The 24409-nt window shown below is 72.9% G+C and carries 23 protein-coding genes and 1 riboswitch; of the genes, 11 read left to right on the top strand and 12 right to left on the bottom strand.

The annotated features are described in order from the left end of the window. Window positions 1-18 precede the first annotated feature (18 nt). Entirely contained in the window at window positions 19-675 is a 657-nt protein-coding gene (gene ctaE / locus FXF65_RS28150; protein ID WP_342787576.1) for an aa3-type cytochrome oxidase subunit III, read from the bottom strand. A gap of 92 nt (window positions 676-767) precedes the next feature. Here ctaE and FXF65_RS28145 point away from each other — a divergent pair, with 92 nt between their 5' ends. Continuing rightward, window positions 768-1193: a type 2 periplasmic-binding domain-containing protein gene (locus FXF65_RS28145; protein WP_148353069.1), complete on the top strand. Its 426-nt coding sequence runs from the start codon at window positions 768-770 to the stop codon at window positions 1191-1193. A gap of 23 nt (window positions 1194-1216) precedes the next feature. Further along, window positions 1217-2266, top strand: coding sequence for an anthranilate phosphoribosyltransferase (gene trpD / locus FXF65_RS28140; protein WP_148353068.1), 1050 nt, complete (start codon window positions 1217-1219; stop codon window positions 2264-2266). A 1-nt stretch (window position 2267) separates the two neighbouring features. Here the strand turns inward: trpD and FXF65_RS28135 are convergent, their stop codons facing one another. Genes FXF65_RS28135 through FXF65_RS28120 form a run of 4 tightly spaced genes read right to left on the bottom strand, consistent with a single transcriptional unit; the run spans window position 2268 to window position 6274 of the window. Then, window positions 2268-3077: an ABC transporter permease gene (locus tag FXF65_RS28135; RefSeq protein WP_148353067.1), complete on the bottom strand. Its 810-nt coding sequence runs from the start codon at window positions 3075-3077 to the stop codon at window positions 2268-2270. Between the two features lie 34 nt (window positions 3078-3111). Beyond that, complete coding sequence (locus tag FXF65_RS28130; protein ID WP_222868769.1) at window positions 3112-4017, bottom strand: ABC transporter permease; 906 nt, start codon at window positions 4015-4017, stop codon at window positions 3112-3114. Beyond that, a complete protein-coding gene (locus tag FXF65_RS28125; RefSeq protein WP_148353065.1) occupies window positions 3996-5201 on the bottom strand; it encodes an ABC transporter substrate-binding protein in 1206 nt (401 codons plus the stop codon). Before FXF65_RS28125 ends, FXF65_RS28130 begins: the two co-directional genes overlap by 22 nt. Before the next feature lie 38 nt (window positions 5202-5239). Beyond that, window positions 5240-6274 (bottom strand): ABC transporter ATP-binding protein, encoded by a 1035-nt coding sequence (locus tag FXF65_RS28120; protein ID WP_148353064.1) that lies wholly within the window; start codon window positions 6272-6274, stop codon window positions 5240-5242. A gap of 80 nt (window positions 6275-6354) precedes the next feature. On the opposite strand from FXF65_RS28120, the gene FXF65_RS28115 reads away from it, so the two are divergent. Continuing rightward, window positions 6355-7062, top strand: a complete 708-nt coding sequence (locus FXF65_RS28115; protein WP_148353063.1) for a FadR/GntR family transcriptional regulator — start codon at window positions 6355-6357, stop codon at window positions 7060-7062. Window positions 7063-7079: 17 nt separating this feature from the next. Continuing rightward, on the top strand, window positions 7080-7796 hold the full coding sequence (locus tag FXF65_RS28110) for a cache domain-containing protein (RefSeq protein WP_148353062.1): 717 nt from the start codon (window positions 7080-7082) through the stop codon (window positions 7794-7796). A gap of 38 nt (window positions 7797-7834) precedes the next feature. Here the strand turns inward: FXF65_RS28110 and FXF65_RS28105 are convergent, their stop codons facing one another. The 3 genes from FXF65_RS28105 to FXF65_RS28095 form a co-directional block, all read right to left on the bottom strand. Then, window positions 7835-8122, bottom strand: a complete 288-nt coding sequence (locus tag FXF65_RS28105) for an Lrp/AsnC family transcriptional regulator (RefSeq protein ID WP_148353061.1) — start codon at window positions 8120-8122, stop codon at window positions 7835-7837. A gap of 39 nt (window positions 8123-8161) precedes the next feature. Beyond that, complete coding sequence (locus FXF65_RS28100) at window positions 8162-8911, bottom strand: rhomboid family intramembrane serine protease (RefSeq protein WP_148353060.1); 750 nt, start codon at window positions 8909-8911, stop codon at window positions 8162-8164. 133 nt (window positions 8912-9044) lie between these two features. Continuing rightward, window positions 9045-10835, bottom strand: a complete 1791-nt coding sequence (locus FXF65_RS28095) for a DEDD exonuclease domain-containing protein (protein WP_148353059.1) — start codon at window positions 10833-10835, stop codon at window positions 9045-9047. A gap of 246 nt (window positions 10836-11081) precedes the next feature. Between FXF65_RS28095 and FXF65_RS28090 the strand changes: the two genes are divergently transcribed. The 5 genes from FXF65_RS28090 to FXF65_RS28070 all read left to right on the top strand — a co-directional run bounded on the left by FXF65_RS28090 (window position 11082) and on the right by FXF65_RS28070 (window position 18176). After that, window positions 11082-12482, top strand: a complete 1401-nt coding sequence (locus FXF65_RS28090) for an NYN domain-containing protein (protein WP_222868768.1) — start codon at window positions 11082-11084, stop codon at window positions 12480-12482. 323 nt (window positions 12483-12805) lie between these two features. Continuing rightward, complete coding sequence (locus FXF65_RS28085; protein WP_246199169.1) at window positions 12806-13747, top strand: C40 family peptidase; 942 nt, start codon at window positions 12806-12808, stop codon at window positions 13745-13747. A 482-nt stretch (window positions 13748-14229) separates the two neighbouring features. Beyond that, window positions 14230-14428, top strand: a riboswitch (cyclic di-AMP (ydaO/yuaA leader). Between the two features lie 194 nt (window positions 14429-14622). Beyond that, window positions 14623-15465, top strand: coding sequence for a CHAP domain-containing protein (locus tag FXF65_RS28080; RefSeq protein WP_246199168.1), 843 nt, complete (start codon window positions 14623-14625; stop codon window positions 15463-15465). A gap of 39 nt (window positions 15466-15504) precedes the next feature. Further along, window positions 15505-16779, top strand: coding sequence for a hypothetical protein (locus tag FXF65_RS28075; protein WP_148353058.1), 1275 nt, complete (start codon window positions 15505-15507; stop codon window positions 16777-16779). Next, the gene (locus FXF65_RS28070; RefSeq protein WP_148353057.1) at window positions 16776-18176 is read left to right on the top strand and encodes a M48 family metallopeptidase; all 1401 of its coding nucleotides are present in this window, start codon (window positions 16776-16778) and stop codon (window positions 18174-18176) included. The genes FXF65_RS28075 and FXF65_RS28070 overlap by 4 nt, the downstream gene beginning before the upstream one ends. A 25-nt stretch (window positions 18177-18201) precedes the next feature. On the opposite strand, the gene FXF65_RS28065 is transcribed toward FXF65_RS28070, so the two are convergent. The 4 genes from FXF65_RS28065 to ctaC all read right to left on the bottom strand — a co-directional run bounded on the left by FXF65_RS28065 (window position 18202) and on the right by ctaC (window position 22590). After that, complete coding sequence (locus FXF65_RS28065; RefSeq protein WP_246199167.1) at window positions 18202-19497, bottom strand: L,D-transpeptidase; 1296 nt, start codon at window positions 19495-19497, stop codon at window positions 18202-18204. Window positions 19498-19720: 223 nt separating this feature from the next. Then, complete coding sequence (locus FXF65_RS28060; protein WP_148353056.1) at window positions 19721-20131, bottom strand: cytochrome c oxidase subunit 4; 411 nt, start codon at window positions 20129-20131, stop codon at window positions 19721-19723. A 3-nt stretch (window positions 20132-20134) separates the two neighbouring features. Continuing rightward, window positions 20135-21802: an aa3-type cytochrome oxidase subunit I gene (ctaD, locus tag FXF65_RS28055; protein WP_148353055.1), complete on the bottom strand. Its 1668-nt coding sequence runs from the start codon at window positions 21800-21802 to the stop codon at window positions 20135-20137. Next, the gene (ctaC, locus tag FXF65_RS28050) at window positions 21799-22590 is read right to left on the bottom strand and encodes an aa3-type cytochrome oxidase subunit II (protein ID WP_148353054.1); all 792 of its coding nucleotides are present in this window, start codon (window positions 22588-22590) and stop codon (window positions 21799-21801) included. The genes ctaD and ctaC overlap by 4 nt, the downstream gene beginning before the upstream one ends. A 163-nt stretch (window positions 22591-22753) precedes the next feature. Between ctaC and FXF65_RS28045 the strand changes: the two genes are divergently transcribed. After that, window positions 22754-24076: a cysteine desulfurase family protein gene (locus FXF65_RS28045; protein ID WP_148353053.1), complete on the top strand. Its 1323-nt coding sequence runs from the start codon at window positions 22754-22756 to the stop codon at window positions 24074-24076. Further along, window positions 24073-24381: a sulfurtransferase TusA family protein gene (locus FXF65_RS28040; RefSeq protein ID WP_148353052.1), complete on the top strand. Its 309-nt coding sequence runs from the start codon at window positions 24073-24075 to the stop codon at window positions 24379-24381. The genes FXF65_RS28045 and FXF65_RS28040 overlap by 4 nt, the downstream gene beginning before the upstream one ends. Window positions 24382-24409: the final 28 nt, after the last annotated feature.

The raw sequence follows: 24409 nt of genomic DNA, 5'->3' as shown, positions 1-24409 counted from the left end.
TCAAGGGTGGTCGGGCTGTCACATGTCGAGCAGGTAGACGGCCGAGAACAGGCCGATCCAGACGATGTCGACGAAGTGCCAGTAGTAGGACACGACGATCGCGCTCGTCGCCTGTTCGTGCGTCCACCGCTTCGCCGCGTAGGTGCGGCCGAGGATGAACAGGAAGGCGATGAGGCCGCCGATGACGTGCAGGCCGTGGAAGCCCGTCGCCAGGTAGAAGATCGACCCGTAGGCCGAGGACGAGAAGGTCAGCCCGTCCTTGGTCACGAGGTTGTAGTACTCGTATCCCTGCCCCGCGACGAAGTACGCGCCCATGAGGAGCGAGAGGATGTACCACTCGCGCAGCCCCCAGCGGCGGAAGTTCAGCAGGCCGCCGTCACGCCCGACCTTGCCCGCCTCGGCCTTGAAGACGCCCATCTGGCAGGTCACGGAGGACAGCACCAGGATCGTCGTGTTGACCGACGACAGCGGCAGGTCGAGCGGGGCGCCCGGCCACGCGTCGTGCCCGGACTGGCCGATCGTCACAGAGCGGATCGTGAAGAACATCGCGAACAGCGCCGCGAAGAACATCAGCTCGGACGACAGCCAAACGATGGTCCCCACGCTGACCAAATTGGGACGGTTCGCCCGTGCGTGAGGTGTTGTCTCTATCGCGGAAGCTGTCACGGGCAGCATTATTGCGCCCCCATCCAGTGAGTGACGCATGACCCCCCTACAAGGGTTCCCGCGCGTGTCCCGCGCGCCCGTGACCCGGTACCCTTCACGCCATGAGCAGCACCGCCCCGGAGAGCCCGATGAAGGTCCTCGTCTACAGCGACGACGCGAGCACCCGCGCCCAGATCCGGCTGGCGATCGGCCGCCGCCCGGCCGCCGGCCTCCCGAAGGTCGAGTTCGTCGAGCGGGCGACCCAGCCGGCCGTGGTGGAGACGCTCGACCAGGGCGGGATCGACGTCCTCGTGGTCGACGGCGAGGCCCAGCCCGCGGGCGGCCTCGGCGTGTGCCGGCAGGCCAAGGACGAGGTGTACGACTGCCCGCCGGTCCTCGCGATCATCGGCCGCCGCGACGACGGCTGGCTCGCGACCTGGTCCCGGGCCGACGCCGTGGTGAGCCTCCCGCTCGACCCGATGGCCGTAGCGAACGCGCTCGCCGGGCTGATGCGGCGGCGCCTGGAGACCCGCCTCCCCGCCCTGTAGGGCGCCCGAGAGAACGGCACGACATGGACGCGCGCACCACCTGGCCGGCGCTGCTCAACGCGCTGGTCTCCGGAGACTCGCTGACCAGCGAGGAGACCTCCTGGGCGATGAACGCCATCATGTCCGGCGAGGCCACGGACGTGCAGATCGCGGGCTTCGCGATCGGGCTGCGCGCCAAGGGCGAGACGGTCGATGAGGTCACCGGCCTCGCCGAGGGCATGATGGACAACGCCACGCCCATCGACGTCCCCGGCCCCATCGCCGACCTCGTCGGGACGGGCGGCGACCGCGCCCACACCGTCAACGTGTCGACGATGGCCGCCGTGGTGGCCGCGGCGGCGGGCGTCCGGGTGGTGAAGCACGGCAACCGGGCCGCCTCGTCCTCCTGCGGCGCGGCCGACCTGCTGGAGCACCTCGGCGTCGCGATCGACCTGCCGCCGGAGTCCACCGCGCGGATCGCCGCGGAGATCGGCATCACCTTCTGCTTCGCGCCGCTGTACCACCCGGCGCTCAAGTACGCGTCCCGGACGCGGAGCGAGCTCGGCACCCCCACCGTGTTCAACTTCCTCGGCCCGCTGACGAACCCGGCGCGTCCCGGCGCGCAGGCGGTCGGGGTGTTCCACCCGCGGATGGCGGGCGTCATGGCGGGCGTGTTCGCCGCGCGCGGCTGCTCGTCGCTGGTGTTCCGCGGCGACGACGGCCTGGACGAGCTGACCACGACCGGCACGTCCACGGTGTGGGTGGTCCGCGACGGGACGGCGACCGAGACCACGTTCGACCCGTCCGACCTGGGGATCCCCCCGGCGCGCCCGGACGACCTGCGCGGCGCCGACGCGACGTTCAACGGCCGCGTGGCCCGCGAGACGTTCGCGGGACGGCCGGGCCCCGTCCGCGACATGGTCCTGCTGAACGCCGCCGCCCTGATCGTCGCCTACGAGGGCGCCCCGGCCCCCGCCGACCTGACCGAGTCCCTCCGCGCCGCCACCGCCCGCGCCGCCGAAGCCGTCGACTCCGGCGCCGCCACCACCCTCCTCGACCGCTGGGTGGAGATCTCCCAACGCCTGCGCGGCTGACTCACGTCACGCCGCGGGAGGCGCTGGAGAGCCGCTGAGCTAGGTAGATCGGGACTATCGACAGCACGATCAACGCTGCTGCCAGGACGTTCACGACCGGGGCCTGGTTGGGGCGGAACAGGTTGTTGAAGATCCAGATCGGCAGCGTCTCGGCGCCGGGGCCCGCGGTGAAGGTGGTCACGATGATCTCGTCGAAGGACAGCGCGAAGGAGAGCAGCGCGCCCGCGAACAGGGCCGAGCGCAGGGCGGGGAACGTCACGTACCAGAACGTCTGGAAGGTGTCGGCGCCCAGGTCGGCGGACGCCTCCTCCAGGTTGGCCCCGGTCCGCCGCAGCCGGGCGAGGACGTTGTTGTAGATCGTGACGACGCAGAACGTGGCGTGCCCGACGATGACCGTGAACAGGCCGAGGCCGATGCCGAGCGGTTTCAGCACCACCTGGAAGGCGTTGCTGAGCGCGATCCCGGTGACGATGCCGGGCAGCGCGATCGGCAGGACGACGACGAGCGACACGGCCTCGCGTCCGAAGAACCGATGCCGGGCCACGGCGAACGCGGCGAGGGTGCCGAGGACGAGCGCGGCGGCGGTGGCCCCGACGCCCGCCTTGACGCTGGTGAGGACGGCCCGCCGGGCGCCGTCGTTGTCCATGGCCCGCGTCCACCAGTGCCCGGTGAACCCGGACGGCGGCCACCCGAACGCCCGGTCGGCGTTGACGGAGTTGACCAGCACGACCAGCAGGGGCACGTAGATCACGGCGAGGCCGAGGCCCATGAGGACGCGCAGCGCGATCCGCGCGGCGGGCGAGAAGGTCATCTAGAGCTCCCTGTCATCTAGAGCTCCCTGTCATCTAGAGCTCCCTGAGCGCGCCGGTGCGGCGGGCCGCGGCGAGGTAGCCGAGCATCACCACGACCGGGATCGTGGCGACGGCGGCGGCGAACGGCAGGTTGTTGGCGGCGCCGATGTTGTCGTAGACGACGTTGCCGAGGAGCTGCCGCCGACCGCCGACGATCTTCACGGTGATGTAGTCGCCGAGCGACAGCGAGAACGTGAAGATCGAGCCCGCCACCAGCGCCGGGAACGCCAGCGGCAGGACGACGGAGCGGAGCGTGCGCAGCGGCCGGGCGCCGAGGTCGCCGGACGCGTCCAGCAGCGAGTCCGGGAGCCGCTCCAGCCCCGTGTAGACGGGCAGGATCATGTACGGCAGCCACAGGTAGGCCAGGACGATCACGGTGGCGGTGAGGCCGTAGCCGGGGCCGGACAGTCCGAACGGCTTGAGCGCCTCGTTGACCAGCCCGCCCTCCGCCAGCATGACCCGCCACGCGTACGCCTTGACGAGGTAGGCCGCCCACAGCGGCGCCAGGATCGCGATCACCAGGTACGGCCGGTGCCGGGGCTTCGCGACCTTGGCCATGTAGAGCGCCATCGGGACGCCGACCACCGCGTCGATCACGGTGACGGCGGCGGCGACGCCGAGGCTGCGGAGCGCGACCGTCCGGTAGACGGGCTCGTCCACGAGGGTCTGGAAGTTGGCGAGCGTGAACTGCCGGACGACCTCGCCGGTGAAGACGTCCGTCGTCCAGAACGCGGTCACGAAGATCGCGGCGAGCGCGCCGAGGTACCCGGCGACCAGCCAGGCGAGCGGCGCCGACAGCAGCAGCGACAGCCGCAGCCGGGGACGGCGGTGCAGCAGGGCCGCCGCCCGGCGCCGGAGCGCCGGGCGGCGGCCCGCGGTCAGCCCTTGATCGTCGTCCACGCCTGGGTCCACTTGGAGTAGTCGACGCACTTGACGTCCTTGCGGCCATCGAGGCACTGCGCGATGGGGGTCGTCCAGAAGTGCACCTTCGAGAAGTAGGTCTCGTCGGTGGCGTGGAAGGTGTCGCAGAACTTCTTGTCCGAGGTCTCCGCGCACGCCTTGGCGTTGGCGGGCGCCTCACCGAACCACTCGGCGACCTGCGCGTTCGCCTTGGGCGACACGATCCAGTCCATCCACTTGTAGGCGCAGTCCGGGTGCTTGGCCTTGGCCCCGACCATCCACGTGTCGGACCAGCCGGTCGCGCCCTCCTTCGGCAGCGCCACCTCCACCGGCGCCTTCTCCGACTGGGCGAGGTTCGCGATGACCTGCCACGTCGTCCCGAGGACGGAGTCGCCGCTCTTGAACGCCTGGACCTCCTTCGTGTAGTCGGACCAGTACTCCCCCACCAGCCCGCGCTGCGTCTTCAGCAGCCCGACCGCCGCGTCGAACTGCTTCTGGTCGAGCGCGTACGGGTTCTTGATGCCGAGCTCCGGTCGCGCCGACATCAGGTACAGCGCGGCGTCCGCGATGTAGATCGGCGAGTCGTAGGCGGTGACCTTGCCCTTGTACGGGGAGTTCCCGTCGAACACCGCGCCCCACGAGTCCGGCGCGGCCTTCACCTTGTCGGTGCGCCACATGAGCAGGTTCGCGCCGCGCCCGTGCGGGATGCCGTAGGGGACGCCGTTCACCGAGTTCCACGGCTTCGTCTTCAGGCCGGCGAATACGTCGGCGTAGTTCGGGACGAGCTTGGTGTTGACGGGCGCGACCGTCCCGGACGCGATCAGCCGCAGCGAGGCGTCGCCGGAGGCGGATACCGCGTCGTACTCGCCGGTCCGCATCAGCGTCACCATCTCGTCGGACGTCCCGGCGACCTTGGTGTTGACCTTGCAGCCGGTCTGCTTCTCGAACGGGGTGACCCAGTCGACCTTCGGGTCGTTGGAGCCGTCCTCGGCGTACCCGGCCCAGGCGACCAGGTTGACCTGGCCCTCGCCCTGCCCGAGCGACTGCCGCATCGGCACCTTCGGGACGGTGAGGCCGCCCTGCCCGGCGCCCGTCGCCTTGTCGCCCGAGTCGCCGCAGGCGGCGGCCGTCAGCCCGATCGCGAGCGTCGCCGCGGCGGCGATCGCCGTGCGCGTGGACCACATTGGGGGGTCTCCTTATGTTCGGGGGTTGGGAGTCGTGCTCAGGAAGCGGGCGCGGCGGGCGAGGCGGGCACGGCGTCGGACGGGACGCGGAACTCGTGCGCCGCCTCCCAGCCGACCCGGACGCGGGCGCCGCGTTGGCGCGTCACGTCCGTGGACGAGGTCCGCAGGTTCTGCTGGAGCGCCACGACCCGGTCCCCCGAGTCCAGGTCGATGACGAACCGGGTGACCGCGCCCGCGTAGACGACCTCGGCGACCGTGCCGAGCGCGTGCCGGCCCCCGCCGGGCGGACCGGGGAGGTCGTCCCCGATCTCGACGTGGAGCTTCTCCGGCCGCACGCAGACGTCCCCGACGCGGTTGGACGTCCCGACGAAGCCCGCGACGAACCCGGTGGCCGGCCGCTCGTACACCTCGGCGGGCGTCCCGACCTGCTGCACCCGGCCCCGGTCGAGGACGGCGACCCGGTCGCTCAGGGTCAGCGCCTCCTCCTGGTCGTGGGTCACGAACACGAAGGTGATCCCGGCCCGGCGCTGGATGCTCTTCAGCTCGACCTGCATCTCCTCGCGCAGCTTCAGGTCGAGCGCGCCGAGCGGCTCGTCGAGCAGCAGCACCCGCGGCTCGTTGACCAGCGCGCGGGCCAGCGCGACCCGCTGCCGCTGGCCGCCGGACAGCTCGCCCGGACGGCGCCGCTCCAGGCCGTCCAGGCGGACGCTGCGCAGCGCCTCGACCGCCCGCTCCCGGCGCGCCGCCCGCGGCACCCGCCGCACCTTGAGGCCGTACTCGACGTTGCGCAGCACGTCCAGGTGCGGGAAGAGCGCGTAGTCCTGGAAGACGGTGTTGACGTCGCGGTCGAACGGGGCGAGGCCCGTCACGTCCACGCCGCCGAGCTCCACCGTCCCGGCCGTCGGCCGCTCGAAGCCCGCGATCAGCCGCAGGACGGTCGTCTTGCCCGACCCGGACGGGCCGAGCATGGAGAAGAACTCGCCGTCCCCGATGTCGAGGTCGACGCCGGCCACCGCCTCGACGGCGCCGAAGGTCTTGCGCAGATCGCGGATCCTGACCGCTGCTTCCGGCATGAACAGAAAACATATGGATTCATAGGTTTCAGTTCAAGTGATGTTCCGGTATCACTGTGTGAACACCGGGAAGGGGGCCCATGGAGAACGCGCACCTCGTCGTGTTCGCCCCGGTCGACAACACGGCGCGGGTGCACGCGGTCGTGCGGCGGCTCGGCGACGCGATCGCGCTCGGGCTCCTCGCCGACGGCGAGCAACTGCCGAGCGAGACCGATTTGGCCGCATATCTCGGTGTATCAACGGTCACACTACGCGAAGCACTGATGGCCTTGCGTCAGCAGGGGCTCATCGAGACCCGGCGGGGGCGCGGCGGCGGGAGCTTCGTCCGGGCCCCGGCCAGGCCGTTCGACCTCGACGAGCGGCTGCGCCCGCTCAGCGCGGAAGAGCTGCGCGACCTCGGCGACCACTACGCCGCGATCGCCGGCGCCGCCGCGCGGCTAGCCGCCGCCCGGTCGCTGCCCGACGACGTCCGCAGGCTGCGCCGCTCGCTGGACGAGATGGCCGCCGGGGCCCGCATGTGCCGCCTGGACGGGCGGCTCCACCTCGACATCGCGGCGGCGTCCCAGTCCGTCCGGCTCACCCGCGAGGAGATCCGGCTCCAGGCCGAGATCGGGCCGCTGGTCTGGGCCGTGCACGACCTGCCCGACCGGCGCGCCGCGGTGGACGCCGAGCACGCCGGGATCGTCGACGCCATCGAGCGCGCCGACGACGCCGCCGCCCGCGATGTAGCTGAAAGTCACGTCCTGAATGCGGTACAACGTCTGATTGAACGACGGCTCGAACTCTGACTCCCGAGGGGGACCCCATGCCCGCCGAGCCCCCGGCCGCCGTGGACGGTCCCCCCGCCGCCCGCGCGGCGGCCGCCCGCGTGCGCGCCACCCTGGACGGCGTCTTCGAGGCGGTGGCGCAGGTCCGCGACGCGGCGGGCCGCCGCCTGGACGACGTCCGCCGCACCGGCCGCGACCCCGTCCGCGCCGACCTCGCCGCGCTGCGCCCGCTGCTGTTCGCCCGGCTCGGCCCGCTGATCTGCGGGCTCGGCTTCATCGCCGCGCCCGAGCTGCTCGCCGACGCCGCCTGGTACCTGGAGTGGTGGCAGACCGGGCCCGCCGGGCGGCCGTCCCAGCTGCTGCGCGACCTCGACCCGGAGAGCAGCGTCCGCGCCGACTACACGCGCTGGGAGTGGTTCACCGGCCCGGCGGGCGGCGCCGAGCGGACCGTCTGCGGCCCCTACGTCGACTACCTGTGCAGCGACGAGTACGTCCTCACGCTGTCGGCGCCGGTCCTCGTCGGCGGGACGTTCGCGGGCGTCGCCGCCGCCGACGTGTACGCGCGGACGTTCGAGCACGAGATCGTCCCGGCGCTGCGCGAGATCCCCGCGCCCGCGTTCGTCGTGAACGCGCCCGGCCGGGTGATGGCGTCCAACACGGCGGCCTGGCCGCCCGGCGCCGTCTACCGCGGCGCCCCCGGCTTCGCGTCCCGCCCCTGCGGCGACCTCTCCCTGTCCGTGGTGACCGCCGGATAGGGCGGCCGGCGGTCTCGGTCGGCGTCTCGGCCGGCGTCTCAGTCGGCGTCGGGGAGGCCGAGGGCGAACGCCTGCTCCAGGTCGTGTTGGGAGTAGGTGCGGAACGCTATGTGCGTCTCCGTCCCGACGATGCCGGGGATCTTGTTGATGCGGCCCGGGATGATGTCGTTGAGGTCCTCGTTGCGCCGCACCCGGACCATCGCCATGAGGTCGTGGTCGCCGGTGATGGAGTAGACCTCGCTGACGCCGTCCACGGCGGCGATCGTCTCGGCCACCTCGTGGATGCGCGCGACGTCGGCCTTCACGAACACGATCGCAGTGACCACTGCACCCCTCCCCTGACGCTCCGGACGTCCCGACCCTATCTAGCCGCGGCTCAGGGCGGCGACGCGGCGGGCCGGTCCCGCGCGGCGCGCGAGGAGGGCGAACGCCACGCCCGCCAGGAAGCCGTAGATGTGCGCCGTGTAGGCCACGTTGCTCTTGTCGTCGCCGAGCGACAGCCACTGCAGGACGAACCAGTACCCGAGCACCACCCACACCGGCAGCCGCACCACGATGACCGGCGGCACCCAGCTCACGATCCGCCCGCGCGGGTTGAGGATGACGTAGGCGCCCATCACCCCCGCGATCGCGCCGGACGCGCCGATCAGCGGGACGGTGGAGTCCGGCGACGTCCAGGCGAACCCGTAGACGGCGACGAGCCCGAAGAACAGGTAGCTGAGCAGGTAGCGGAGGCGCCCGAGCCGGTCTTCGAGGCCCATCCCGACGACGAACAGGGCGACCAGGTTGCCGAGCAGGTGCAGCGCGCCGGAGTGCAGGAACATCGAGGTGAACGCGGACGTCCAGGGCGCCTTGTGGAAGCCCGCTGGCCCGCACTCGCGGACGATGTCGGCGGGCAGCGCCTGCTGGTCGCCGGTCGTCAGCTCCTTCGGGACGGCGCCGTACTCGTAGGTGAAGTGGGCCGCCTTGCACTCGCGGACGTGGTCGCGCCCGTACCAGGCGGCGAAGTTCGACATCGGGGTGAGCAGGAACACCACCACGTTGGCCGCCACCAGCAGGTACGTGACCCACGGGACGCGCCGGGCCGGCTGGCTGTCGTAGAGAGGCAGGGCCATGCGGGGTCGTCCTCTCCGAGCGCCGGGATTCCACGGTCACCCTAGCGGCGGCCGCCCCGCCCACGGGACTCCTGCCTTCCGGGGGACGGCCCCCGGAAGGCAGGAGGGCGCCATGATCCTCGCTCCGCTCCGGTCATGACGCCCCCGGCTCGTAACCCCGGTCGTAGGCGCGGTCGATCCATTCGCGGAGGCCCTCGGCGCCGTGCGCGGGGCACGTCCAGGCGCCGTCGACCTCGACGAGCCGGACGCCGGGCAGGTCGAGCCAGCGCAGCACGCACTCCATCTCCTCGGCGGTGGCCCCGGCGGACGGCGGCGCGCCGAGCGCGACCCCGCCGGGGGCCTCGCCGGACGGCGGGAACACCGTCTCGGCGGTGGCGATGAGCGCGTCGACGTAGGGGCGGGGCTGGGCGTGGGGCGGAACGGTCCCGGCGGCGGCGAGCCGCCCGTAGCGGACCACCGACAGCTCCCAGCCGCCGTCGAACGCGGGCCGCGCCGCGACCAGCTCGGGCAGCCGGGACAGCGCGGCGAGCCGCTGCCCGCGCGCGGCGGCGCGGACGAACGCGGCCAGCCGGTCGCGCTGGGCGCCGGCCTCCTCGTAGCGCTGCTCGGCCGCCAGCCGGTCGATGCGCACCCGCGCGGCGGCGACGACGGGCCGGACGTCGCCCGCCATGACGGCGCGGGCCGTCCCGACGTGGACGGCGTAGGCGTCGGCGGACTCGCGGCCGTCGCAGGGCGCGCCGCACCGGCCGAGCTCGGCGAGCGCGCACGCCCGCCCCTTGCCGCTCTCGATCACCCGCAGCGTCAGCCGCTGGGTGCACTGCCGCAGCGGGACGGCCTCGTGCAGCGCCGCCCGCGCCTCCTCGGCCTGCCGCCGCGACGGGATCGGCCCGAGGTAGCGCGCCCCGTCGGCGCGGCACTCGCGGACGATCGACAGCCGCGGGAACGGCTCGACGGTGAGCTTCAGCCAGATCGCCCGCTCGGGGAACTTGGACCGGCGGTTGTAGCGCGGCTTGTGCTCGGCGATCAGCCGCAGCTCGCGGACCTCGGCCTCCAGGCCGGTGGCGCACACGATCGTCCGGACGTTCTCGGCGATGCCGACCATCTCCCGGACGCGCCAGCGCGTCTCGGACCCGGTGAAGTAGCTGCGCACCCGCGACCGCAGGTCGCCGCTCTTGCCGACGTAGAGGACCTCGCCGGAGGCGTCCTCGAACAGGTACACGCCGGGCGCGCTCGGGACGTCGTCGGCGAGGTGCCGCTTGCGGCGCTGCTCGGGGGTCGGCGCCTTGGCGAAGCCGCGCATCTCCTCCAGCGAGGTGACGCCGAACGAGCCGATCCGCTCGATCAGCCCGTGCAGGACGTCGACGGTGGCGCGGGCGTCGGCGAGCGCGCGGTGCGTCGGCTCGTTCGGCGTGCGGAAGAACCGGGCGAGCGTGCCGAGCTTGCAGTTGGGGACCTCGTCCTTGGACAGGACGCGGCGCGCGAGGTCGACGGTGTCGACGACGGGGAACGCGGGCCAGGCGTAGCCGTGCTCGGCGCACGCGGCCTTGAGGAAGCCGATGTCGAACGGCGCGTTGTGCGCGACGAGCACGCAGCCCCGCGCGAACTCCAGGAACGCGGGCAGCACCGCCTCGATCCGCGGCGCGGCCGTCACCATCGCGGTGGTGATGCCGGTCAGCGCGGTGATGAACGGCGGGACGGGCCCGCCGGGGTCGACCAGGGTGCCGAGCTCGCCGAGCTCCTCACCCGCGCGCACCTTCACCGCGCCGATCTCGGTGATGGCCGAGTCGGCGGCCGACCCGCCGGTGGTCTCCAGGTCGACCACCACGAAGGTGACCCCGGAGAGGGGGGTGCCGAGGTCGTCCAGCGTCCCCTGGACGCCGCCCGCGGGGACTTCGGCGCCCTGGACACCGTGCGCAGCCGTCATGTGCGCGACCGTAGAGGACCCCACCGACAGAAGCCGGGGCCGCTAGGGTTGTGGGGCGCCGGAGGGTCCCGCCGGGCCGGGGGGTCGCGGGACCGGCACGGGGGCCGCGCGCGTTCGTCCGATCACGCGTCCGCCCTGGTTAGTGCGCGGACGGCTCGGGAAGACACAGCCCACCGGCGGCGAAAGCCCGGAAGGAGCGGGATCATCGACAGCGGCCCCGAAGCGACCCCCGGCGGCGAGGCCCCCGTGCGGCGCGCCGAGCACGAGCGAGGCCCGGCGGAGGCGCGCCCGACCGGACGGGCGGACGACTCGCGCGCCCAGACCCCGGGCTCGGGCGGCGAGCGCCTCGGCGGGCCGCTGCCGGAGGCCGTCCGGCAGTCGGTGGTGGAGGTCGCCGCCGACGTGATCGGCGGGCTCCCGGCGGACGACGTCCCCGCGCCGCTGCGCCCGTTCGCGCGGTTCGAGCGGCGCAAGCGCGCGAAGCTCGCGGGCCAGCACATCGCGGCCGCGCTGGAGAAGGACGCGGCGTTCCGCGGCCGCGTCGCCGAGCCGCTGCGCCGGTCGCAGGCCGCGCTGGTGGAGGCCGTCGAGGGCGGGGACGTGCCGCCCGCCGCCGACCCGGTCCGCGTCGCCGCGCTCGCCTACCTGCTGCGCCCGAGCGGCTGGACGGGCCTCGTCGAGTCCGCGCGGGCCGAGCTGGAACGCTCCGCCTCCGCCTCGGAGGAGGAGGCCGCCGAGCGCCGCGTCGCCGCGCTCAAGGAGGAGCTCGCCGCCGCCCGCGCGGGCCGCTCCGCCGACGCCGACCGGCTGCGCGCCGAGCTGCGCGACGCGAAGGCGGAGGTGGCCGAGCTGCGCCGCAAGCTGCACGACGCGCGCACCCGGTTCCGCGCGGCGGAGGAGCGCGCGGACGCGGTCGCCGCGGAGGCCGAGCGCAAGCTCGCCGAGGCGCGCGAGTCGACCGCGGCGGCCGAGAAGGAGCTGCGCAAGCTGCGCGCCCGCGCCGCGCAGGCCGAGGCCGCCGCCGAGGCGGCGAAGCGGGCGGCGCGGGAGGGCCGCAACGTCGACGACGTCCGGCTGCGGATGCTGCTCGACACGCTGGTGGACGCGGCGCAGGGCGTCCGGCGGGAGCTGGCGCTGCCGTCCACGATCGACCGTCCGGCGGACGTGGTCGGCGGCCTCGAACCGGACCGGCAGGCCCACCGCGCGCTGCCGGGACGCGCGCTGTCCGACGGCGACCCCCAGTTGCTCGACCGCCTGCTGACCCTCCCCCGGGTGCACCTCGTCGTGGACGGCTACAACGTCACCAAGACGGGGTACGGGGAGCTGCCGCTGGCCGACCAGCGGTCCCGGCTGCTGTCCGGGCTCGGCGGCCTCGCCGCGCAGACCCGCGCCGAGGTGACCTGCGTGTTCGACGGCGCCGAGCTGGACGCGCCGGTCGCGATCGCGGCGCCGCGCGGCGTCCGGGTGCTGTTCAGCCGTCCGGGCCAGACCGCGGACGAGCTGATCGGCGACCTCGTGCGGGCCGAGCCGCCGGGACGGGCCGTGGTGGTGGTGTCCTCCGACCGGGAGGTCGCGGACGCCGCCCGCCGGGCCGGCGCGCGGCCGTGCCCGTCCACGTTGCTGCTGCGCCGCCTCGGCCGCTCCTAGCGCCGCCGCGCCGCGGCAGGGGACGGGCCGCTCCGGACCGCCCATAAGGTCCCCATAAGCCTGCGATAAGGGACGCTTCGCCCTTCGTGATCATGAGGTCACAAATAGTGGACGATCTGCGCAAATGTCAATTGAACTGCGACGAATCGGTTGTGACGGTTGTTGCCCCTCGCTAATGTCGTCCGCTGACGTCGTGGACGAGAGGGGCGAAACCGATCGTGGCCAATGATCTCATCGGGGCACCGGCGCACCGGCGTGACCGGAGCGGGGGCACGGCGAGCAGGAGAGCGTCCCGCCGCCTTGCGGCGGTGGTCTGCCTGACCGTGACCGCCTCCCTGGCCTACCCCCCGGTGCTGGCGCACGCCGAGCCCAAGCCGACCAGGGCGCAGGTGCAGAAGAAGCTCGACCAGCTCAACGAGCAGATGGACCACAAGGTCGAGCAGTACAACCAGCTGAACGAGAAGCTGAAGATCGCCAAGAGGAAGTACGACGGCGCCAGGAAGTCGAGCGCGCAGGAGCAGGCGGCGTTCGAGGAGCAGCGCTCCAAGATCGCGCAGATGGCGGCCACCGCCTACAAGAACGGCGACTCGGCCGACGTGACCGGCTTCGTCGGGAGCAAGGACCCGCAGGCCATCCTCGACCAGGCGGCCGTCTTCTCGCACCTGTCGCACGAGCGCAACTCCCAGCTCACCCAGTTCCTCGCCACCGCGCAGCGGCTCCGCCGCGAGGAGGCTCAGGCCAAGAACGCGTACGACGACGTGAAGGCCAAGAACAAGGAGCTGCAGGACCAGAAGCGCAAGCTCCAGCTCGAGGTCAACAAGCAGAAGAAGCTGCTGGCGAAGCTCGGCGGCGGGTCGTCGTCCGGCGGCGGCGGTGGCGGCATCGGCGGGACCTACAACGGCCCGGCCAGCGGCCCGGCGCGGCTGGCGCTCAACTTCGCCTACGCGCAGCGGGGCAAGCCGTACGGCTGGGGCGACACGGGCCCGAGCTCCTACGACTGCTCCGGCCTGACGATGAAGGCGTGGGCGGCGGCGGGCGTCAACATCACCCGCACCACCAACTCCCAGTGGGCCGCCACGAAGCGGGTGGCCAAGTCCGACCTCCAGCCGGGCGACCTGGTGTTCTTCAGCGGGCTCAGCCACGTCGGCATGTACGTGGGCAACGGCCAGATGATCCACGCCCCGAGCACCGGCAAGACCGTGACGGTCGTGAGCATCAACTCCAGCTACTACGCGAGCAACTACTACGGCGCCGGGCGTCCCTGACGCGCGACGCCTCCCCTTCCGTAGGGCTACTTCGGCAACGGACCAGGCTTGACCTGGTCCGTTGTTGATTTTGTGGGGGTTTGCCTTCTCTTGGGGCTTTGGTACCTTGTACCCCATTCACGGCGCCCGCCAGGCGCCATGGCCCCCGCGACGCCCACCAGGCGCCGCGGCCGCACGCGGCGCTTCCGGCCGCGTGCCGGCGGCGCGCTCCACGCGCCGCCTCCCCCCGGCGGCGCGCTCCACGCGCCGTCCGCGCGGCGCCCGGAGGGCGCCGCACCGGTCTGCACGCAGACCGACGACCCCCCACCCGCCGCTCGCGCGCCTCACGCGAGCATGGCGCTGAGCGCGCCGCCCGCGGCGGACCCGAGGGGTCGGGCGAGGACGGTCCCCGGCGACGGGCCGCCGTCCGCCCACCATCAGGCGCCGCTCGTTCGCACGCGGGAGACAGGTCCCGCGCCGGGCCCCATTCCGCCCCCAGGATCGCAGCGGCAGCGCCGAGTCCGCCCAGCGCGGAACCGGGGACCCACGTCCGCCGGAGTCCGGGACACCCTCCCGGACGGGCATTCCGGCACCGGGGTGAATCGGCGGCCCTCTCCCGCACGTCCGGTGAGAGTCCGCCGTAGGGCCACTTCCACGCCCGAACCCGTCAGCTAACCCGGTAGGCGTCTTGGAAGAAGAGGAGTGAGTCCCGCAGCGTCACCTGGGGCGTGGCCGCCACCGCGCGGCCGCGCCCTCCCTTTCCCCTGCCCTCCCGCCGTGACCATTCCCCGTGCTCCGCGCTGGCGCCCCCGCTCGCCGGAGTCCCCGTCCCTCCCGCGCGCCGCCGATCCGGGCGGCCGCCCCGGCGGACGGACCGGAAGCCGAGGAGATCCCCCGTGCCAGGCGCGCACCGCAAGCAGACCTCCGGACGGCACCGCAAGCCGTCCCCCCTCTCCCTGACCTGGCGGACGACCGGCGGCGTGATCGCCGGCGCCGCCGTGCTCGGCGCCGCCGCGGCGACCGCGCAGGCGTCCGTCCTGGCGTTCGGCGACGCGGCCCCGGCGAGCGCCGCGGCCGCCGGCGTGAGCGGCCGCGAGGACGCGCGGACGGTGTCGTCCGAGACGTCCCGGTCGGCCGGGGCCCCCAAGAAGGAACGTTCCAAGCCGCAGCCCGAAGCGTCATCGAGCGGCCGTCCGCAGCCGGACGCGCCGGAGCCGCAGGCGTCCGAGAAGACGTCGGAGCAGCAGCGGCGGCCGACGGCGGCCGAGGCCATCGCGCTCGCGCGCTCGCAGGTCGGCGTCGCCGAGGACGCGGGCGGCGAGACCAAGTTCCAGAAGTGGTACATGGGCACGTCCCGCGCGCAGGAGACGCTCGCCCGCGACGGCGGCGCCCTCTCCGGCTACGGCGACGCGAACTGGTGCGACATGTTCATCTCCTGGGTGGGCGAGCGGCTCGGCTTCACCGCCGGGATGGGCGCCGACGCGTGGACCGTCGAACACGCCCGCTGGTTCCAGCGGAACGGCCGCTGGGGCGCCGAGCCCCGGCCCGGCGCGATCGTCTTCTACGCCTGGAGCGGCGGCAAGGCCAGCTCCGACATCCGGCACGTCGGCATGGTGATCAAGAAGGTGGACGACGGCACGATCGAGGCCGTCGAGGGGAACACCGGCAACGCCGTCCGGGTCAGGACGCGCTCGGCCGACGACGTCGTCGGCTACGGATACCCCGACTACCGGTCATGACCGCGACCTCCCGGCCCGGCGCTGCATAGGATCTCGCGCATGGAGGACGGACCCGGCCCCGGCGCCGGCGGCCCCGTGCCGCGCCGCCGGGCGCTCGCGCTGGGCGCGGGCGGGGCCGCCGCGCTGCTCGCGGGCGGCGGGGGCCTGCTCGGCGTCCGCTCCGGCCGGCACGCCGAGCCGCGCGCCCACGCCGACGGCGCGGCGCGCTCGTTCGCCCCGGCCGACGCGGCGGCCGTCCTCGCGGGCCGCGCCGCCGCCGTGCGGAGCGGCGACCGGACGGCCTTCATGGCGACGGTCGCGTCCGCGCCCGCCGCGTTCCAGGACGTCCAGTCCCGCATGTACGGCAACCTGCGCAGGCTTCCCCTGGACGGCTGGCGCGAGCGCGTCGCCGGCGTCGAGGCGGTGGACGACGCGGCGGGCGTCGCGGTCGTCCGCGTCGAGGTCCGCTACCGGCTGCGCGGCTTCGACCGCGGGGACGTGGCCCGCACCCGCCACCTGTCGCTCGCCCCGCGCCCCGGCGGCTGGACGGTCGTCGGCGACGGCTCGTCCCGCGGGTTCCGCGACGACGCCGAGATCTGGGACGGCGGCCCCCTCACGGTCGTCAAGGGCCGCGCGTCCCTCGTGGCGGGCGACGCGACCGGGCTCGCCGACATCGCCCGCCGCCTCGACGCCGCCGTCCCGGTGGTGAGCGGCGTCGTCGGCAAGGGGTGGGCGCAGCGGGTCGTCGCGCTGGCCCCGGCGGACGCGGCGCTCGCCTCCGCGCTGGCCGGACCCGGGCAGAGCCTCGGCCAGATCGCGGCGCTCGCGACGGCCGCGCCGTCCGCCGGCGGCGGGCGCGGCGAGGACCGGGTCGTCATCTCCCCCGGCACGTTCGGCCGCCTCAACCGGCTCGGCCGCGGCGTCGTGCTCACCCACGAGCTGACCCACGTCGCGACCGGCGGCGCCAGCGACCGCACGACCCCGCTGTGGCTGATCGAGGGCTTCGCCGACTACGTCGGCTACCGGGACGCGAAGATCGGCGTCCGCGCGGCGGCGGGCGAGCTGCGCCGCGACGTCGCCGCGGGGCGCGTCCCGGCGACGCTGCCCGCCGCCGCCGCGTTCGCCGGCGGCTCCGCGCGCCTCTCCCAGGCATACCAGGAGTCCTGGCTCGCCTGCCGGATGATCGCGGACCGGTACGGTGAGGGCACGCTCGCGCAGCTCTACCGGACGGCCGGCCGCGTCCCGGAGGCGACCGCGCTGCGCGACGTGCTGGGCCTCGACCGGACCCGGTTCACCGCCCTGTGGCGCGACTATCTGAAGAGGGAGCTCACATGAGCGAGGAGGTGGACGAGGGGCGGGCCGTCGCCGCCGAACCGGACCGCTCCGGCGGCACCCGGACCCCCCGGCTCGCCGCCGCGATCGCCGCGGCGGCGCTGTTCGCCGCGCTCGCCGCCGTCCTCGCGCTGACCACGCCGTGGAACCCGCTGCCGGGGAGCGTCCCCGGCGGGCATGTGCGGCCCGACCCGGCGCTCGACTTCTCCCCCGCCGAGATCGCCCGCTCCAGGTCGTTCGACTCGGCCCTCAACCCGCCCGCCTACGCGGGGCTCGCCGCCGGGCTGGTGCTGGTCCTCGTGCTCGGCCTGACCCCGCTCGGCGCGCGGTTCATCGGCTGGGTCACCGCCCGCACCCGCCGATGGCCCCTGCGCGTCGCCGTCGCCGCCGTCGCGCTGACGACGCTGCTGCGCGCGGCCGGGCTCCCGTTCCACATCTGGAGCGAGTCGGTGCTGCGCCGGTACGGGCTGTCCACACAGAGCTGGCCCTCGTGGCTCGTCGACCAGCTCAAGTCCCTCGCCGTCACCTGGGTCATCTACACGGTCGTCCTGCTCCTGCTGTACGCGGTGACGCGCCGCTTCCCGCGCTACTGGTGGACGGGCGCCGCCGCGGGCGGCTTCCTGCTGGTCGTCCTCGTGTCGTTCCTCTACCCGGTCGCCGTCGAGCCGGTGTTCAACAAGTTCCACCCGCTGCCGCGCGGGCAGTTGCGCAGCGACCTGCTCGCGATGGCGAAGCGGGACGGCGTGCCCGTCGAGGACGTCCTCGTCGCCGACGCCTCCCGCCGGACGACGTCGCTGAACGCCTACGTCTCCGGGTTCGGGTCGACGCGCCGGATCGTCCTCTACGACACGCTGCTGAAGTCGCCGCGCCCGCAGATCGAGTCGATCGTCGGGCACGAGCTCGGCCACGCCAAGCGCGACGACGTCCTGTGGGGGACGCTCGTCGGCGCGCTCGGCGTGTCCGGAGCCGTGTGCCTGCTCTACCTCCTGACGACCTCTCCGCGCCTGCTGAGGCGCGCCGGGGTCGTCCCGGAGCCGGGCCCCGGACGGCGCACCGGCGAGCGCACCGGCGGGGCGGCCGACCCGCGCTCCATCGCGCTCGTCCTCGCGCTGGTCGCGGCGGGGACGCAACTCGGCGCGCCGGTCCAGAACCTCGTCAGCCGGCGGATCGAGGCGCGCGCGGACGCGCACGCCCTCGGCCTCACCCGCGACCCGTCGACGTTCGTGTCGATGCAGCACGCGCTGTCGGTGCGCAACATCTCCGACCTCAGCCCGGACGCCATGGAGTACCTGCTGTGGATGACCCATCCCTCGGGTCCCGACAGGATCGCCATGGCCCGCGACTGGGCGCGGATGCACCGCGTCCCGGAACCGGCGCCGCTGCGCCGGCCGCCGAGCTAGGCCGCCGCCCGGCGGGCCGGGGACGTCAGTTGCCCTCGGCCCGCTGCTTCTCGGCCTGCTTCTTCGCGTCCCGCTGCTGCTTCTGCGCGGACAGGGTCGCGGCGTCCAGGTGCGGGGCCGTGGAGACCGAACGTCCCATGGCGCTGCCCTTCACCCACTCGGTCCAGCCGATCTGCCAGTAGCCCCAGCCGTTCTCCGGTTCGAGCTCGCGGCTCGTCCCCGTCACCGTCACCGGGTCGCCGCGCTGGGACATCTTGTAGAACCACGCGGCGTTGGACGGGCTGATGTTGATGCACCCGTGGCTGACGTTCTCGCTGCCCTGGGCGCCCACCGACCACGGCGCGCTGTGCACGTACTCGCCACTGTCGGAGATCTGCACCGCCTTGTACACGGTCAGGCTGTAGTACCCGGCGCTCCCCGGCCCGACGCCCATCCAGCCGGACGTCATGACGGTCGGGTCCCGCTTGTCCATCGTCAGGTGGACTCCGTTGGTCGTGGTGAACATGCGGGCCCCGCCCCTGCCCATGCTCGTCGGAATGGTGCGGGCCTTCTTCCCGTTGATCTTCACGACCATCTTGTGGCTGTCCTCGCCCGCCGTTGAGACATGCGAGTCGCCGATCTTGAACCCGAGCGCGGTGTTCTTCCCGCCGTACACGTCCCCGCCGGTCCTGACGCCGCTGAGATGTGCCTGGAACGTCACGTTGGTCTGCGCGGGCCAGTACTGCCTCGGCCGGAACACGACCTCCTTGTCGCCGAACCAGCGCCAGGCGCCCTCGACCGTCTTGTCCGAGCGCACCTCCAGCGCCTGCTCGACGGCCCTGCGGTCCTGCACCGCGCGGTTGAAGTGCACGATGATCGGCATGCCGACCCCGACGGTCTCCTTGCCGAACGGCGCCTCGACCTTCACCGCGTTCGTCTGCGCCACCTTCGCGGTGGTGAAGCGGTCGGTGATCGTCCTGGTCCGGCCGTCCTTGCCGATCGCCGTGGCGCCGACCGTGTAGGTCGCGCCCGGCTCCAGCGTCCAGCGGGACCGCCACCGCGTCCGGTCGGCGCTCAGGTCGCCCTCCATCGGCGCGGCGCCGCCCGCCACGGTCACGTTCGCGATCGTCCCCCTGTGCGCGTGGACCGCGATGGGGCTGTCCGGCTGCAGCGCCGCCCCGCCCCCGCCGCCCGCCGGCGACAACGTCAGCTTCACGGCGTCCGCGCCGTCCGGCCCGCCCGAGCAGGCCGCCGCCCCGGCCGCCATCACCGCCATCGCGCTCGCCCCGGCGAGCACCGCGACGGCCCGCCGTCTCCGGTCTCCCGGTCCTGAGCCACTCACCCGCATGTGGTCCCCCCGGTCGTCCACCTGGGCGATCGGTCCGCCTGCCAGCCCGGTCGCTGGGAACGGCGCCCAGTATGTGAAAAGGCCGGTACCCGCTAAAAAGCGGACACCGGCCCTCGATGGGGTTCTTTTACCGATCAGTGAACCATTCTCATCCGGCCGCCCCCAAACCCGGTCATCTCCGGGCCTAACGCGGGGGAATGGGATGGGCGAAATGGACTCAGTGCGCGAAATGGCCCCGGTAGTACTCGAAGACGAGACCGATCGTCGACAGCAGCGCGGCGGCGACCCCGAGGATCACCAGCCACCAGCCGAACACGATGCCGAGCGCCACCGCCGCCGCCGACAGCCCGACGAACAGCGGCCACCAGCTGTGCGGGCTGAAGAAGCCCAGCTCGCCCGCCGCGTCCGCGATGTCGCCCTCGGGGTCGTCCTCGTAGAGGGGGCCGCCGTTGGCGCGTTCGAGACGCCGGACGGTGAAGTGCACGTAGAACCCGATGAGCCCGGCGAGCCCGACCGCGAGGGCCAGCGCCGTCGTACCCGTCCAGTCCTTCGACCAGAGCCAGTACACGATGTCGGTGGCGAGGAAGAACAGCGCGGACCCGTAGAACATGAACGCCTGGACGCGCATCGCCTACTCCCCCTTCGTCCCGGCCAGCTCGCCCTGCGCGCCCACGTGCGGGTGGTGCAGGTCGAACGCGGGCCGCTCGGAACGGATCTTCGGAATCGAGTTGAAGTTGTGCCGCGGCGGCGGGCACGACGTCGCCCACTCCAGCGAGGCGCCGTAGCCCCACGGGTCGTCGACCTCGACCCGCTTGCCGCGCTTCCACGTGATGTACACGTTGTAGAAGAACGGCAGCATGGACGCGCCGAGGATGAACGAGAAGATGCTCGACACCTCGTTCAGACCCTGGAACTCGCTGGCGTAGTCGGCGTACCGGCGCGGCATGCCCGCGGCGCCCAGCCAGTGCTGGACGAGGAACGTGCCGTGGAAGCCGATGAACAGCAGCCAGAAGTGGATCTTGCCGAGGGTGTCGTTCAGCATCTTGCCGGTCCACTTCGGCCACCAGAAGTAGAAGCCCGCGAACATCGCGAACACCACGGTGCCGAACACCACGTAGTGGAAGTGCGCCACCACGAAGTAGGAGTCGGAGAGCTGGAAGTCCATCGGCGGCGAGGCAAGGATGACGCCGGTGAGGCCGCCGAACAGGAACGTCACGAGGAAGCCCAGCGACCACAGCATCGGCGACTCGAACGTCAACTGCCCTCGCCAGATCGTCCCCACCCAGTTGAAGAACTTCACCCCCGTGGGCACGGCGATGAGGAACGTCATGAACGAGAAGAACGGCAGCAGCACCTGGCCGGTGACGAACATGTGGTGCGCCCACACCGTGATGGACAGGCCCGCGATGCTGATGGTCGCGAACACCAGGCCGATGTAACCGAAGATGGGCTTGCGGCTGAACACCGGGAGGATCTCGGTCACGATGCCGAAGAAGGGCAACGCGATGATGTAGACCTCCGGATGCCCGAAGAACCAGAACAGGTGCTGCCAGAGCAGCGCGCCGCCGTGCGCGGAGTCGAAGATGTGCGCGCCGAGCTTGCGGTCGGCCTCCAGCGCCAGCAGCGCCGCGGCGAGGACCGGGAACGCGATCAGCACGAGGATGGACGTCAGCAGGACGTTCCACGTGAAGATCGGCATCCGGAACATCGTCATGCCCGGCGCCCGCATGCACAGGATCGTGGTGATGAAGTTGACGGCGCCCATGATGGTGCCGAACCCGGACATCGCCAGGCCCATCACCCACATGTCGCCGCCGATGCCCGGCGAGCGCACCGCGTCCGACAGCGGGGCGTAGGCGAACCAGCCGAAGCTGGCCGCGCCGCCCGGCGTCAGGAAGCCCGCGATGACGATGATGCTGCCGAACAGGAACAGCCAGTACGCCAGCATGTTCAGCCGCGGGAACGCCACGTCGGGCGCGCCGATCTGCAGCGGCATGATGACGTTGGTGAAGCCCGCGAACAGCGGCGTCGCGAACATCAGCAGCATGATCGTGCCGTGCATGGTGAACAGCTGGTTGAACTGCTCGTTGCTGACGACCTGGAGTCCCGGCTTGAACAGCTCGGCGCGCATCACCAGCGCGAGGACGCCGCCGAACAGGAACATGAAGAACGACGTGATCAGGTAGAGGTAGCCGATCACCTTGTGGTCGGTGGACGACAGCCAGGACGCGAGGATGCGGCCCTTGCTCGTCCGCGGCGCGGCGACCGACGCGCTCGGTGCGTGACCGATGGCCGTCACTGGGCACCTCCCGCGGCCAGAGCGGCCTTCGAATCGGCGATGAACTTGGCGTACTGGTCGGGAGTCACGACCTTGAGCTGGAACAGCATCCGGCTGTGGTCGACGCCGCAGAGCTCGGCGCAGCGGCCCTCATAGACGCCGGTCTTGTTCGCGGTGAACTCGAACTCGTTGGTGTAGCCCGGCATGACGTCCTTCTTGTAGATCAGCGCCGGGACCCAGAACGAGTGGATGACGTCGTTGGAGTGGAGCCGCACGCGGACCGTCTTGCCCGTGGGGATCGTCATCACCGGCTTGGCGGGGGCCGGGCCGTTCGGCGCGACCGGCTGCCCGACGACGCGCGCGGCGAGCTTCTCCTGACCCGCGGCGTCCTTCTCCTTGTAGTCGAACTGCCAGCTCCACTGGAAGCCCGTCACGTCGACGGTCACCGCGGGATTGTCGGTGGTCTTCTCGACGAAGTTCTCGTCCCGCGCGGTGAAGTAGAACAGGACCGCGATGATGACGAACGGGACCGCCGTGTACAGGATCTCGATCGGCATGTTGTAGCGGACCTGCGGCGGCAGGTCGTTGGAGCGCTTGCGGTGGAACAGCACCGCCCAGATGATCAGGCCCCAGACGACGCCCCCGACCGCGAACGCCGCGATCCAGGAGCCCTGCCACAGGTGGAGCATGCGCTCGCCCTGCACGCTGATCGGCTCGGGCAGGCCGAGGCGGCTGCCGCTGCACGCGGTCGCGGACGACGCCAGCAGCACCAGCGCGCCGGCGCTCTTCAATGCGCGGCGACTGCGCACAGGCGTACGCCGCTCCCTAGAGCGGGTCGGACTCACGGAATGCCTTCCCCACGGATGAAAGCCCGGGCTGCCGGGCGGAGAGATCAGTTGTCACACGTGTGGTGGACACACTAGCGCGAGGGTCGCCGCAACCCCCGATCGGGTGCCCGGTTAGTGTTTCCGCGTGGCCGAACCGAGCACGCCCGGCGCCCACCGCGACGCCGATCACCCGGGCACCGCCCGTTTCGGCGCCTATTTCGACGCCGCCTCGACCGAGCCGCCGCACCCGGCGGCCCGCGCGGCGCTGCTGGAGGCGCTCGACGCGGGCTGGGCCGACCCGGCCCGGTTGTACGGGACGGCCCGCGGCGCCCGCGTCCTCCTCGACCGGGCCCGCGCGCGGGTGGCCGGGGTCCTAGGCGCGCGGCCGGACGAGGTGTCGTTCACCTCGTCCGGCACCCAGGCGGTGCATTTGGCGGTCCTCGGCGGGCTCCTGGCGCGCCGCCGGGCCGGGCGGCACCTCGTCGTGTCCGCGGTGGAGCACTCCAGCGTCCTGCACGCGGCCGAGGCGCACGAGCGCGAGGGCGGCGAGGTGACGGTCGTCGGCGTCGACGAGACGGGCCGCGCCGACCCGGCGGAGTTCGCCGCCGCGCTGCGTCCGGACACCGCGCTCGCCTGCCTCCAGTCCGCCAACCACGAGGTCGGGACCGTCCAGCCGGTCGCGGAGGTCGCGCAGGCGTGCCGCGGCGCGGGCGTCCCGCTGTTCGTGGACGCGGCGCAGTCCCTCGGCCGGGCGGACGTCCCGGACGGCTGGTCGCTGCTCGCGGGCAGCGCCCACAAGTGGGGCGGGCCCGCGGGGGTCGGGGTGCTCGCCGTCCGCAAGGGCGTCCGGTGGCGGTCGCCGCTGCCGGACGACGAGCGGGAGCGGCGCCGCGTCCCCGGGTTCGAGAACGTCCCCGCCGTCGTCGCGGCGGCCGCCGCGCTGGAGGCGTACCGGGCGGAGATGGAGGCGGAGGCGCCGCGGCTGTCCGCGCTCGTCGACCGCGTCCGCGCCGAGGTGCCGCGGACGGTCCCCGACGTCCAGGTGGTGGGCGACCCGGTGCGGAGGCTGCCGCACCTGGTCACGTTCTCGTGCCTCTATGTGGAGGGCGAGGCTCTGCTGACCGAACTGGACAGGTTGGGTTTCGCCGTTTCGTCCGGAAGCTCGTGTACGGCGGATACGCTGCGTCCCAGTCACGTGCTGGAGGCGATGGGAGTGATTACCCATGGGAACGTGCGGGTATCGCTGCCGCGTGACGTCCGCGCGGACGACGTGGACCGGTTCCTCGCCGTCCTTCCGGACGTCGTCGCCCGGCTCCGCCGGACGACGCCGAACGACCCGACGCCGAACGGCCCGACGCCGAACGGCCCGGCGCTGAATCCGACGACGGACGATCCGGCGGCGGACGACACGACGACGGACGGCTCGGACACGAGCACCTTCGAGACAGGGAGGCGGTCGCGCCCATGAGGTTCCGAGGCCGCGCCAAGAACGGGGCCGCGCCCGCCGCCCCGCCGCCGCCCGCCGAAGCGTCGCCCGGCCCGCCGCCGGTGCTCGTCATCGACGCGCTGGGCCGCAAGTGCCCGATCCCGATCATCATGCTGGCGGAGCGGATCCGGGAGGTGCCGGTCGGGCAGGTCGTGGCCGTCCTCGCCGACGACGCCGCCGCCCGCACCGACGTCCCGGCCTGGTGCCGGATGAAGTCGCAGGACTTCGTCTGGGAGGAGACGCTCCAGCAGGGCGGCTGGGGCTTCCACATCCGCCGCACGTACTGAGGCTCAGCACGTACTGAGGCTCGGCACG

It is taken from the genome of Actinomadura syzygii (assembly GCF_008085905.1).
In the GTDB taxonomy this organism is placed as follows: domain Bacteria; phylum Actinomycetota; class Actinomycetes; order Streptosporangiales; family Streptosporangiaceae; genus Spirillospora; species Spirillospora syzygii.
Note: the sequence above shows the minus strand (reverse complement) of the source record. Positions and strands in the feature narration are given on the sequence as shown.